Here is a 12,386-nt window from a genome sequence, read left to right as displayed (position 1 = left end):
ACGCCTCCTTCGAGTGCTGTTCAACACCTCACTCTGGCACATAGATGCCGTCGGGGGGCGTCCACCCCATCACCCCTCTCAGACATTTCCGGCGTCTCCTCAAGGCGGCATCGCTCACCCTAGCCATTCCGCGCATCTCGTGAGAACGTTCTCAAAACGGAGCGTGGAGGAACGCCATGAAGACGGGATGGATCGCGGCCCTGGCCGTGACGGCGGCGCTGTGCGCGCCCTGTGCGGCCGAGGCGCAGACGGGCGGTTTCCTGAGGGCCGAGGGGACGCGGATCGTCGATGAGACGGGCGAGCCGGTCATATTGCGCGGCATGGGGCTGGGCGGCTGGGTGCTGCAGGAGGGCTATATGCTGCAGTTGGGCGCCCTGGGTCAGCAGCATGTGATCCGGGCGCGGATCGCCGATCTGATCGGCGAGGAGAAGACGGAAGGCTTCTACGCCGCCTGGCGCGCCAACCACACGACCAAGGCCGATATCGACGCCATGGGGCGGTGGGGCTTCAACTCGGTGCGGCTGCCGATGCACTATGACCGGCTGACCCTGCCTGTGGATCAGGAGCCGGTCGCGGGGCGGGACACCTGGAAGGAAGAGGGGTTCGCCGAGATCGACGCCCTGCTGGCCTGGGTCAAGGCCAACGGGATGTATCTGATCCTGGACCTGCACGCCGCGCCGGGCGGGCAGGGGAGCGACCTGGCCATCTTGGACCGGGATCCGTCAAAACCGTCGCTGTGGGACAGCGCGGAGAACCGTCGCAAGACCGTGGCCCTGTGGCGGCGGCTGGCCGAACGCTACGCCGACGAGCCGGCCATCGGCGCCTATGACCTGATCAACGAACCCAACTGGGACTTCGAGACGCCCGGCGGCGGCCATGGCTGCGAGGAGACGACCAACGCCCCGCTGCGGTCGCTGATGAGGGAGATCACGACGGCGATCCGCGAGGTCGATCCGCGGCACATGATCGTCATCGAGGGCAATTGCTGGGGCAACAACTATCGCGGCGTCACGCCCCTGTGGGACGACAACACCGTGATCAGCTTCCACAAATACTGGAACGCAACGGACCGGGCCTCGATCGCCGATATCCTGCGGCTGAGGGACGAGACCGACGCGCCGGTTTGGCTGGGCGAATCCGGCGAGAACTCCAACACCTGGTTCACGCAGACCATCGCCCTGGTCGAGGGCGAGGGAATCGGCTGGGCCTTCTGGCCGCTGAAGAAGATCGGCTTCAACCAGCCGCTGGAGATCGCGCCCAACCCGGGCTGGCCCCGTCTGGTCGCCTATCTGACGGGCAAGGGGCCGCGGCCGTCGGCGCAGGAGGCGCAAGAGACGCTGATGCGGCTGGCGACCCACGACATCCGGTTCGAGAACAATTTCGAACATCGCGACGTGATCGACGCCATGCTGCGCCAGCCCCATTCGGACGCGGCGGTCCCGTTCGTCGCGCATCGGGTCGGGGCGGCGGGCGTGACGCTCCGGGCGGCCGACTATGACCTGGGCCGGTCGGGCGTGACGTGGAAGGACGTCTATGACGCCGACACCGACGGGCCGGGCGAGCGGATCCCCTGGTGGAACACCGGACGGACCTGGCGCAACGACGGCGTGGACATCGGTCTGGACGGCGGCGAGCCGGTGGTGGTCGAGTTCGAGACGGGGGAATGGCTGCGCTATACGGTGACGGCGCAAGCGGCGGGCGACCGGCGGGTGACGGTGGTCGGCGCGGGCGGCCGGGTGTCGGTTTCGCTGAACGGCGGGGCGGCGGCGGCGGTCGATCTGCCCACGGACGACGGATGGCGCGAGGGGCGGGCGGTGGATTTGCCCTTCATGGCGGGGACCAACACCCTGATCCTGAAAGCCGAGGACTGCGGCGCCTGTCGCGTGAAGGAAATCCAGGTCGGGGGCTGAGCCCGGCGCCCAGGGCGTCGAAGATGGGCTTGGCTCCAACATCCGAATTGCGCAGAAGCGGCGGTATGGTAGCGTTCACAAGGTGAAGAGGCGGGGGTCCATGTTCTTCGATAGCCGCATCTTCCGGCGATGGTATGTCGGCATGATGGTGGTGTGGGTCGCCCTGTTCGCGACGTTCAACAGCATCCCGTTCCTGGTCGAGCACTGGTATTACCCGGCCATCATGGTGCTGGGCGCCTTTGTGGCGGGCCTGACGCCTGAGGGCGGCGGCGCCGTGGCCTTCCCCGTGCTCAGCGTGTTTCTCGACATCGATCGGGGGATGGCGCGCGACTTCAGCCTGATGATCCAGAGCGTGGGCATGACCAGCGCGAGCATCTGGATCCTGTCCCGCAAACAGAACCGTCTCGCCTCCTACGCCCCGGTTCTCTGGTTCGTCCCGGTCGCCTTCCTGGGCTTCGTGTTCGGGATGAACGTGATGCAGGGCATTCCGGTCTATATCATCCAGGCCCTGTTTCTCAGCCTGATCATGACCTTCGCCCTGGCCTATATCGCCAGCAAACACCGGGGGCACCGGGACAGGCTGCCGAACACGGGCCGCCTCGACAAACTGATGCTGGCCGCGATTCTCTTTGCGGGCGGCGTCTGCGCCAGCCTGTTCGGCACGGGCGCCGACATCGTCCTGTACACCCTCCTGGTCACCCGTTTCCGGATGGATGAGAAGATCGCCACGCACCAGAGCATCATGGTGATGGCGGCCATCAGCGTCCTGGGCTACGGCTATCGCGCCTTCTGGGATCAGGGGATCACGGACTATCAGGTTCGGACGTGGCTGTGCGCCTATCCGGTCGTTCTCCTCATGGCCCCGCTTGGAAGCTATGTGCTCAGCAAGCTCAAGATCGACTGGATGCTGCGCGGGATTGTGGCCCTCAACATCTTCCAGATGGTCTATTTCAACCTCAAGGCTCCGACGCCCGAAAAGATCGCCTGCTCGCTCGGCTTTTCCGCCGTCCTGTTCTCCTTGTTCTGGCTCACGCTCGCCCACATGGCCCGTTCGAGACAGCAGGGCTTTGGCGAGGCGACGACAACGCCGGTGGAGCCGGCGGAATGAGCGAGGGGCGGAGGTGTTGACGGTCCTCAGTCGTCCAGCCGACCGGTCAGGAACAGCACGCCGACGGCGGTCAGGGCGCCTAGGGTGAAGGCGGTGATGATGGATCCGGCGGCCACGGCGGTGGAGACGGTGACGGGGCGGGTCTCGTACCATTCGACGATGTCGGCCTCGTGCAGATCGTCGTCGGCGCGGCCCTCGGCCTCATAGATGTCGGCGGTGTTCATCGGGGGCTCCATAGCAGCGTCAGGGATCAATACGCCCAAACGGCCGAGGTTCCACCCCCCGACGCTCATCACGCCCGTACATCGTGACAGCCCGCCGCGCATCGGCTAGGAGGCGCGGCTCAGGTTTCAGACTCTCGAAGACGATCCCATGGCCGGCCACTCGAAATTCAAGAACATCATGCACCGCAAGGGGCGCGCCGACGCGGTGCGTTCCAAGCTGTTCTCCAAACTGTCGCGCGACATCACGGTGGCGGCCAAGTCGGGTCTGCCTGACCCGGCGGCCAATCCGCGCCTGCGTCTGGCCGTCAACAACGCCAAGGCCGAAAGCCTGCCCAAGGACGTGATCCAGCGGGCCATCAACAAGGCCTCGGGCGGCGACGTCGATACGATGGAAGAGGTCCGCTACGAGGGCCGGGGCCCCGGCGGCGTCGGCATCATCGTCGAGGCCCTGACCGACAACCGCAACCGCGCGGCGTCCAACATCGGCGCGGCCTTCAAGAAGAACGGCGGCGCGCTGAGCGAGATGAACTCGGTCGCCTTCATGTGGGATAAGGTCGGCCAGATCATCTACAAGGCCGAGGCCGGGACCGAGGACGAGGTCATGGAAGCCGCCATCGAGGCCGGCGCCCAGGACGTCGAGAGCGATCTGGTCAAGCCCGACATCTACGAGGACGCGCCGGGCCACACCATCTGGACCGCCTTCGAGGACCTGAACGAGGTCGCCGAGGCCATGTCCAAGGTGCTGGGCGACCCCAAGTCGACCGCCATCGTCTGGAAGCCCCAGTCGGAGGTGACCGTGACGGGCGAGGCCGTCGGCACCCTGTTCAAGCTGCTGGACGCGCTGGACGCCGAGGACGATGTGCAGAACGTCTATTCGAACGAGGACATCTCGGACGAGGATGCGGCCAAGTACGCCGGATAATACGTACACGCGCTGATCTACGAACAGAGGTCTCGACACGTTCGTAACCCGCGATTAACCTCTGGTCATAGGACGGTGAGCGGTTCGATTCGCCTCTGGAGGCAGGGATCGAGGTCGCCCACCGCGATGCGGGCATACGACGCGGGGCGCGACCATGAGACTGACCAGAATCGATCGCGTGCTGTCACGCGGCAAGCCTGAACAGGCCAAGGACGAAGCGGCCGCGCTCGGGCGGCCCGAGCAGGACGTCGCAGGTCTGATCGGCGAGCGGTTCGAGACCATTCAGGACAGTCTGGACCAGCTATCGGAGATGGCGCAGCGGTTCGGCACCTTCGAGACCCTGCTGGGACAACTGCGGGACCCGCTGGAAGCCGAGTTCCGCTCGCGCCGCGACAACCACGTGGAACTGGTCAATCTGCGCAACGCCAACAGCGCGGCGACGAAACAGGTCAGCCTGCTGACCGCCGAGGTCCGCAAGCTGTCGGACGCCCTGGCCGAGTCCGAGGCCAAGGCCGACGATCTGGCGGCGCGCGGCGGCGAGACCACGGTCAATCTGCAGGAGGCCCGGGTCGAACTGGGCCGGCTGCGCAACGAACTGGCCCAGGCGGCGACGCGGCTGGAAGGCCTGGAGACGGTCGAGCGCGCCTCGGCCCAACGGATCCGCGAGCTGGAGCAGGATCAGGAATCGCTGCGCAACCAGTTGAAACAGGCCGAGGTCGCCCGGTCGGAGTCCGACACCACGCGCGGTCAGGTCCAGCGCGATCTGGCCCTGGTGCTGGAAGAGAACACCGCCCTGCGCCGTCGCGTGGACGAGGTCGGGACCGAGGTGGCGGGTCTGGCCCGCGCCGCGGCCGCCGGCGAAGGCCAGCTGGCCACCGAACGCGCCCGCGCCGCCTCCGAACAGGCCGAGGCCGCCCGTTCGATCCGCTCGCTGGAAAGCCAGGTCGAATCGGCCCGCGCCGAGATCGCCGCCCTGACCGCCCGACTGGACACCGCCACGGCGCGCGCCAACGGGCTGGAGGTGCTGAACAGCGAACAGGCCTCGCGCCTGAACGAACTGCAGACCGGCGGCCACGCCGTCGAACGGCGCGCCGACACGCTGCAGGTCGCCCTGGACCGGGCGGTCGAGCGGGTGCGCGCGCTGGAAACCGAAACCGAGGACGCGCGTCAGCGTCAGGCGGCCATGGAGGTCGCCCGCGTCGCCGCCGTCGACCGCGCCGAGGCCCTGACCAAGGCGGCCATGGCCCACGACAAGGCCATCGCCCGCGCCGAGGAGCGGATGGTGAAGCTGCAGTCCAAGCTGGCCGCCGCCCAGGACGAGCACGAGGCCCGGGTCCAGACCCTGAGCCAGCAGATCAGCGCCCTGCGCGAAGACCTGGAAAGCGCCCGCGCCGAGGGGGCCATGTCGGCCGCCGCCCTGGACGCCGCCCGTCGCGGCCGTGGCGGCCGGGCGACCATCGCGGACGCCGCCGCCCAGCTGCAGGCCATCGTCGGCTGACGACGGGGAACATTCGCCCGACCCCGGCGGTTGATCGGGCATGGTCGCGGATGTTCTCATCGATGCAGTTCCGCCCGTCCTGGGCGCCGTCGTCGCCGGCGGGGTCATCGGACTGGAGCGCGAATGGCGCGGCCGGGCGGCCGGATTCAGAACCCATATCCTGGTCAGTCTGGCCTCGGCCCTGCTGATGCTGGCCGCCCTGTCCCAGGCGGACTGGGCGTTTCGCGCCCTGCCGAACGAGACCATCACCACCGACCCGACCCGGATGGCGCACGGGGTGCTGACGGGGATCGGCTTCCTGTGCGCCGGCGTGATCTTCCGCACCGGGTTTTCCGTTCACGGCTTGACCACGGCGGCGTCGCTGTGGATCACCTCGGCCATCGGCCTGTTGTTCGGCGTGGGCCTGTACGGACTGGGGGCGCTGGGCACGGTGGTGACGGCGGCGATCCTGGGCGGGCTGAGGTTGATCGACCAGCGCCTGCCGGGGCGGACCGTGATCGACGCCGTCGTCTGCTGGGAGCGGCGCGAGCCCTCGCCCGAGGCGGCGGTCCAGGCGGCCTTGCGGACGACGGACGCCGACGTGCGCCCCGGACGGTTCGAAATGACGGAGGACGGACGGGCGCGACGCACCTGGCGGCTGAAGGCGGCGAGCGAGACGGACCTGCAACGTCTGGCGGAGCAGCTGGGCGCCGTACCGGGCGTGACCGGCTATCGCCTAGATCCGCGCGACGATTGAAACCGTTCATTGCCCGATAACCCTCTTTGCGGCATGAGGGGAACGGATGGCGAACGAACCTGTCAGAATCATCGGGCTGGATCCCGGTCTGCGACGCACCGGCTGGGGGGTGATCGTCTCGGACGGCGCGCGTCTGCGGTGGGTGGCGCACGGGGTGGTGGCCCCGCCTGAGGCTGCGCCCTTTTCCGAACGCCTGCTGTTCCTGTTCGAGGCCCTGGGGACCATCTGCGCCGACCACGGCTGCGAGGAGGCGGCGGTGGAAGAGGTGTTCGTCAATGTGAACCCGTCCTCGACCCTGAAACTGGGCCATGCGCGGGCGGCGGTGATGCTGGCCCCGGCCAAGCTGGGCCTGGCGGTCGCGGAATATTCGCCCAATCTGATCAAGAAGGCCGTGGTCGGGGCGGGCCATGCGGACAAGAGCCAGATCGCCTTCATGATCAAGCGGCTGTTGCCGACGGCGGGGGACGTCAAGGCCGACGCCGCCGACGCCCTGGCCGTGGCGGTCACCCATGCGCAACTGAGGAAACGGTCCTTGCTGGAAGCCATGCACCGGGGGGCGGCGTGATCGGGCGTCTGAGAGGCGTGCTGGCCGAGGTCGGAGAGGCGGACTGCCTGATCGACTGCGCCGGGGTGGGCTATGTCGTGTCGTGCGGGGCGCGGACCCTGGGGCGGCTGCCGGCGCCGGGCGACGAGGCCACGGTCCATGTCCATTCGCAGTGGAGCGAGGACGCGGGGCCGCGCCTGTACGGATTTCTGACGCGCGACGAGCGGCGGGCCTTCACTACCCTGCTGGCCATCCAGGGCGTGGGGCCGAAGGCGGCGCTGGCGGTGCTGGACGTGCTGCCGCCTGGCGAACTGGCGGGGGCCGTGGCGCGCGAGGACAAGGCGGCGGTGGCGCGGGCCAATGGGGTGGGCCCCAAGCTGGCGCTGCGGATCGTCACCGAGCTGAAGGGCAAGCCGCTGGGGGATGTCAGTTTTGCGCCCACGGCGCCGGGCGTTCATGTCGAGATCGCGCCGCCGCCGCCGTCCCTGACCGGCGAGGCCGTGTCGGCCCTGCTGGGCCTGGGCGTGGCCGAGGTCAATGCGCGCCGGGCGGTGGATCAGGCCCTGATCCGGCTGGGCGACGAGGCGGAACTGCCGGCGGTGATCCGGGCGGCCCTGCAGGAGTTGGGGCGGTGATTTTGGAGTGGCGAGTGGCTGCCGAGTGGGAGGTGGGGGCTGAGTGGCGAGTGACGAGTGGCGAGTGGCGAGTGAATAGTGAGCGCAGGGGTGAGCGATCCTGTGTGAACCTGGACCGGTCGTCGCTCACTTCTTGCTCACTAGCACTTCTCACTCCTCGCCACTCGCCACTCGTCACTCGCCACTCGGCCCCCACTCGCCACTGCGATCAACCATGACCCGCATCATCTCTCCAGAAGCCGAAACGGGCGAAGCCTTCGACCGCGCCCTGCGGCCGCAGACCCTGTCCGAGTTCGTCGGCCAGTCCCAGGCCAAGGGCAATCTGAAGGTTTTCATCGACGCCGCCCGCGGCCGGGCCGAGGCGCTGGACCATGTGCTGCTGTTCGGACCGCCGGGACTGGGCAAGACGACTTTGGCGCAGATCGTGGCGCGCGAGCTGGGGGTGGGGTTCCGGGCCACATCCGGGCCGATCCTGGCCAAGGCGGGGGATCTGGCGGCGATCCTGACCAACCTCGAGCCGCGCGATGTGTTGTTCATCGACGAGATCCACCGGCTCAGCCCGAACGTCGAGGAGATCCTGTATCCGGCCATGGAGGATCATGTGCTGGACCTGATCATCGGCGAGGGGCCGTCGGCGCGGTCGGTGCGGATCGACCTGGCGCCCTTCACCCTGGTGGGGGCCACGACCCGGGCGGGCCTGCTGGCCACGCCGTTGCGCGACCGGTTCGGCATTCCCCTGAGGCTGGAGTTCTACACGCCCGACGAACTGACGGCGGTGGTGCGCGGCACGGCGCGCAAGATGGGCGCGGCCATCGACGAGGCCGGCGCGCGCGAGATCGCCTCGCGGGCGCGGGGCACGCCCCGGATCGCCGGGCGGCTGCTGCGCCGGGTGCGCGACTTCGCTTCAGCGGACGGCGCCGAGACCATCTCGAAACTGGTCGCGGCGAAAGCCCTGGCCCGGCTGGAGGTGGACGAGGCCGGGCTGGACAGTCTGGACCGCCGTTTCCTGAAGGCCCTGATCGAAAACTATGGCGGCGGGCCGGTGGGCATGGACACCCTGGCCGCGGCCATCGCCGAGGCGCGCGACGCGGTCGAGGACGTGATCGAACCCTATCTGCTGCAACAGGGCTTCATCATGCGCACCCCGCGCGGCCGAATGGCCTGCGCCAAGGCCTACGCCCATCTGGGCTTGAGCGCGCCGCCGCCGCCCGCCGCCGGGCCGGTCCCGGGCGACCTGTTCGACTGAGCCCGGCCACCGGCCCGACTTGCCAAGCACGGGCGGGCGCGGTTTGGTGTCGGCTCAAGCGGAGCGCGCCATGACCGTCGGGCCGATGACGAAACGCAGGATCCCGACCCGGCGGATCGCCCTGGCCGTGGCGGCGGTCGCCCTGATCGCCGCCGCCGTGGGCGTGTGGGCCATGACGCACGGGACGCGGGTCGCGCAGCCGGAATCGCCGATCCACCGGGCTGAACGCCAGATCCGCCAGCAGCTGGGGGCGGGGGCCGAATTGCGCTATTCCGAGATCGGCCAGAGGCGGGCGGTGTGCGGCTATGTGGGGCGGACGCGGGGCGGGCAGGCGGTGGGCTTCGTGTCCCTGACCAGCCGCATCCTGTTCAGCGACGATCCGCTGCCGACCGAGTTCCGCGACATGCGCGATCGCTACTGTCCCGGCTTCCTGACCCGGCCGCCGACGCGCTAGACTGGGCGCATGACCGATCTTCCCACCGCCGGCCGTTTCGAAGGGCGCGCCCACCTGCTGCCGGTGCGCGTCTATTACGAGGACACGGATTTCACCGGCCTAGTCTATCACGCCAACTATGTCCGATTTTTCGAGCGGGGGCGGTCGGATTTTCTGCGGGCCGTCGGCGTGGGCCATTCGGTCCTTCTGGAGGAGGCCGAGCCGCTGGCCTTCGTCGTGTCCGAGCTGAACATCAAATACCTGAAGCCGGCGCGGATCGACGACGCCCTGGTGGTGCGGACCCTGTACGAGGCGGTGAAGGGCGCGCGGCTGATCATCCGCCAGACGGTGGAGCGGGCGGGCGAGGTGCTGTGCCGGGCCGAGGTGACGGCGGTCTGCATCCATCTGGACGGACGGCCGCGCCGGCCCACCAGGGCGCTGGTCGAAAAGGTCACGCCCTGGCTGGCAAGCGCCGGCGACGGCGACTAGAAACAGGCGAACCGGGAGGGTCGAACATGCAGAACCAGGGAATCACCGCCAGCGCCGTGATCGTGTCCTTTCTGCTGCTGGTCCTGGTGGTCGGCGGGGGGCTGGTCGGCTGTCCCTATTACAAGGTCTGGGAACGCAAGATGGCGGGCCAGGCCGAGCTTCAGTACCAGCAGGGCGCGCGCCAGGCCCTGATCGCCCAGGCGGCGGCCGAGGACGAGGCCGCCATCAAGCGGGCCGAGGCGGCGACGCGCCGGGTGCTGGGCTGGACCGATGCGGCCAAGCGCGGCTGCGAGGCCCTGGGCCGCCCCGGCGACCGCGCCTGCGAGGAACAGCTGGTGCGCGACGCGGCCACCTATTCCATCGCCAAGGAAGGCCATGAGGGCGTGATCATCAGCGTCGGCGCCCCCGTCTCGGTGGCGGTCGATCCGACGCGCAGGACGACGACCGAGTAGGCTTTTATGACGCGCCTGTCAGATGACGCGCGTGCTCGGGAAGGCTAGAAGCCGCCCTCGCCACACAATGGTCACGCCCGCTCGGTCGAAGAGGGGTGTCGCCAATCTCCAATCCGCAGCCGACCCCGCCCGGAGCGCCTGAATGACTACGCCCGTCGACGCCTCGATGATGAATCCCGTCGAACTGTTCCTGACCGCCGACTGGGTGGTGAAGACGGTGATGATCGGCCTGGCGGCGGCGTCGCTGTGGTCGTGGACCATCATCATCGACAAGGCCTTCCGCTTCACGGCCCTGAACAGGCAGGCCGACGAGTTCGAAAAGGCGGTTCAGTCGGGGCGTTCGCTGGAAGACGTGGCGACCCAGGCCGGGCCGGCGCCGGAACACGCCCTGCCGCGGATGCTGGTGATCGCCCTGTCCGACTGGCGCGAGGCGCGTCAGCGCGGGGCGCTGAACGACCATCAGGGCGACCTGCTGATGACCCGCATCGACCGGGCGCTGAACAGCCTGATCTCGCGCGAGAGCCAACGCATCGAGAACGGCCTGGGCGTGCTGTCGGTCGTGGCGACGGCCTCGCCCTTCATCGGCCTGTTCGGCACGGTCTGGGGCATCATGAATGCGTTCGGGCGGATCGCGGCGGCGGGCAACACCAATCTGACGACCGTGGCGCCGGCCATCGCCGAGGCCCTGTTCGCCACGGCCATCGGCCTGGCGGCGGCCATCCCGGCCTATATCGCCTACAACAAGTTCTCGATCGACGCGGGCAAGTTCGCGGGACGGCTGGACGCCTTCGCCGACGACCTGCAGGCGGCGGTGGCGCGGCGTCTGGGCAGTTCAGCGACGCCGCCGGCCCCGGCCGCGCCGTCGTCGGGCGTCAATCTGAACCGGAGCGTCTGAGCCATGGCCCTGGGCGGCGGTGCGAGCGGCGGCGGGCGTCGGGGACGGCGGGGACGCAGAGGCCCGCTGACCGAAATCAACGTCACGCCCCTGGTGGACGTGATGCTGGTGCTGCTGATCATCTTCATGATCTCGGCGCCGCTTCTGACCGTGGGCGTCCCTGTGGAGCTGCCGAAGACCGAGGCCAGCGCGGTCGAGACGGACAACGAGCCGCTGTCGGTCAGCATCGACCAGCAGGGCGCCATCTTCATCGCCGACAGCGAGACGTCGTTCGACGATCTGGCCGTGCGACTGCTGACCGAGGCCGGCGGATCGGACAAGGCGTCGGAGCGGCCGGTGTTCGTGCGCGCCGACGGCCGGGCGCCCTATCAGGCGGTGGCGCGGGTGATGGCGCGACTGTCGGCCTCGGGCTTCACCAAGCTGAACCTGATCACCGACACGGCGCCGGAGGCCTGATCGCTTGCGTCGGCCCAGCCCCGCCATTCTGGGATCCATCGCCCTGCACGCGGGTGTGGTCGCGCTCGCCTTCGTTTCGTTTTCGCACGAGGCGGACGAGCCCAAGCCGCTGGTGAACTCGGTGCCGGTGACCATCGTCTCGGAGACGGTGATCGCGGCGGCGCCGGCCGATAATCCGCAGCCGGAACCCTCGCCCGACGATGCGGCGACCGCCCCGGTCAGCGCGCCGGAAGAGCCGACGCCGCCCGCTCCGCAACCGACGCCCCCGCCGCCGACCCCGACGCCTGCGCCGCCGCGTCCCACGCCGCGCCCGACCCCGACCCCGCCGCGGCCCACGCCGCCCCGTCCGTCGCCGCCGACGCCCGAGAAGGCGCGCCCGACCCCGCCGCGACCGACCCCGCCGACGCCGGCCCGGCCCGCGCCGAAACGCAATGAGCCCAGTCTGGACCTGGACGCCCTGGCCGGGCCGACGCGGCCGAACAACAATCGCGGCCGTCCGGCGACGGGTCAGCAGGGTTCAGGGACGGCGTCCCAGGCGACCGGGCCGCAGGTCACCGCCATCTTCAATCAGGTCTATCCGAACTGGGTCCTGCCCTGCGACATCCCCGGCGCCGACCAGCTGCGGATCCAGGTGGAGCTGACCCTGTCGGCCGACGGGCGGATCACGCGCGGGCCGTCGCTGATCAATCCGCAGTCGTCGTCGGTCTATCGCGCCGCCGCCGACGGGGCGCTGAGGGCGCTGCGCCAGACCGCGCCGTTCGACGTGCCCCAGGGCTTCCCCGGCGGGGCCTATCGCCCGACGTTCAACACTGAGCGGGCCTGCCGCAACCGGTGAAGG

At 69.2% G+C, this 12,386-nt stretch carries 15 protein-coding genes; 14 read left to right on the top strand and 1 reads right to left on the bottom strand.

Annotated features, from left to right (window positions below; all coding sequences use genetic code 11):
- Positions 1-176: 176 nt before the first annotated feature.
- Entirely contained in the window at positions 177-1,910 is a 1,734-nt protein-coding gene (locus AC1RSI_RS16320) for a cellulase family glycosylhydrolase (RefSeq protein ID WP_154726971.1), read from the top strand.
- 100 nt (positions 1,911-2,010) lie between these two features.
- Positions 2,011-3,018 (top strand): sulfite exporter TauE/SafE family protein, encoded by a 1,008-nt coding sequence (locus tag AC1RSI_RS16315; protein WP_154726970.1) that lies wholly within the window; start codon positions 2,011-2,013, stop codon positions 3,016-3,018.
- Positions 3,019-3,044: 26 nt separating this feature from the next.
- Here AC1RSI_RS16315 and AC1RSI_RS16310 read toward each other — a convergent pair whose 3' ends face one another.
- The gene (locus AC1RSI_RS16310; RefSeq protein ID WP_008260485.1) at positions 3,045-3,242 is read right to left on the bottom strand and encodes a hypothetical protein; all 198 of its coding nucleotides are present in this window, start codon (positions 3,240-3,242) and stop codon (positions 3,045-3,047) included.
- A 148-nt stretch (positions 3,243-3,390) separates the two neighbouring features.
- Here AC1RSI_RS16310 and AC1RSI_RS16305 point away from each other — a divergent pair, with 148 nt between their 5' ends.
- From AC1RSI_RS16305 to AC1RSI_RS16250, 12 genes are all read left to right on the top strand, one after another.
- Positions 3,391-4,164: a YebC/PmpR family DNA-binding transcriptional regulator gene (locus AC1RSI_RS16305; RefSeq protein ID WP_008262780.1), complete on the top strand. Its 774-nt coding sequence runs from the start codon at positions 3,391-3,393 to the stop codon at positions 4,162-4,164.
- Between the two features lie 154 nt (positions 4,165-4,318).
- Complete coding sequence (locus AC1RSI_RS16300; RefSeq protein WP_035310381.1) at positions 4,319-5,662, top strand: hypothetical protein; 1,344 nt, start codon at positions 4,319-4,321, stop codon at positions 5,660-5,662.
- A 40-nt stretch (positions 5,663-5,702) separates the two neighbouring features.
- Positions 5,703-6,398 (top strand): MgtC/SapB family protein, encoded by a 696-nt coding sequence (locus AC1RSI_RS16295; RefSeq protein ID WP_008259017.1) that lies wholly within the window; start codon positions 5,703-5,705, stop codon positions 6,396-6,398.
- A 46-nt stretch (positions 6,399-6,444) separates the two neighbouring features.
- Entirely contained in the window at positions 6,445-6,963 is a 519-nt protein-coding gene (gene ruvC / locus AC1RSI_RS16290) for a crossover junction endodeoxyribonuclease RuvC (protein WP_008259243.1), read from the top strand.
- Positions 6,960-7,577 carry a Holliday junction branch migration protein RuvA gene (ruvA, locus tag AC1RSI_RS16285; protein WP_008261054.1) on the top strand — a complete coding sequence of 206 codons (618 nt, stop codon included), beginning with the start codon at positions 6,960-6,962 and terminating at the stop codon, positions 7,575-7,577. Before ruvC ends, ruvA begins: the two co-directional genes overlap by 4 nt.
- 214 nt (positions 7,578-7,791) lie before the next feature.
- Positions 7,792-8,823: a Holliday junction branch migration DNA helicase RuvB gene (gene ruvB, locus AC1RSI_RS16280; protein ID WP_154727095.1), complete on the top strand. Its 1,032-nt coding sequence runs from the start codon at positions 7,792-7,794 to the stop codon at positions 8,821-8,823.
- 70 nt (positions 8,824-8,893) lie between these two features.
- Positions 8,894-9,277, top strand: coding sequence for a hypothetical protein (locus AC1RSI_RS16275; RefSeq protein WP_291754470.1), 384 nt, complete (start codon positions 8,894-8,896; stop codon positions 9,275-9,277).
- Positions 9,278-9,286: 9 nt separating this feature from the next.
- Complete coding sequence (gene ybgC, locus AC1RSI_RS16270) at positions 9,287-9,745, top strand: tol-pal system-associated acyl-CoA thioesterase (protein ID WP_035311160.1); 459 nt, start codon at positions 9,287-9,289, stop codon at positions 9,743-9,745.
- A gap of 26 nt (positions 9,746-9,771) precedes the next feature.
- Entirely contained in the window at positions 9,772-10,197 is a 426-nt protein-coding gene (locus tag AC1RSI_RS16265) for a hypothetical protein (RefSeq protein ID WP_008262994.1), read from the top strand.
- A gap of 142 nt (positions 10,198-10,339) precedes the next feature.
- Positions 10,340-11,092, top strand: coding sequence for a protein TolQ (gene tolQ, locus AC1RSI_RS16260; RefSeq protein WP_052005178.1), 753 nt, complete (start codon positions 10,340-10,342; stop codon positions 11,090-11,092).
- A gap of 3 nt (positions 11,093-11,095) precedes the next feature.
- Positions 11,096-11,548, top strand: a complete 453-nt coding sequence (gene tolR / locus AC1RSI_RS16255) for a protein TolR (protein ID WP_008260741.1) — start codon at positions 11,096-11,098, stop codon at positions 11,546-11,548.
- 4 nt (positions 11,549-11,552) lie between these two features.
- Positions 11,553-12,383 (top strand): hypothetical protein, encoded by an 831-nt coding sequence (locus AC1RSI_RS16250; RefSeq protein WP_447941195.1) that lies wholly within the window; start codon positions 11,553-11,555, stop codon positions 12,381-12,383.
- Positions 12,384-12,386 lie beyond the last annotated feature (3 nt).

The organism is Brevundimonas sp. GW821-FHT10E09 (assembly GCF_058809375.1).
The sequence above is the reverse complement of the archived record's forward strand: the minus strand, read 5'-3'. Positions and strand labels throughout refer to the sequence as shown.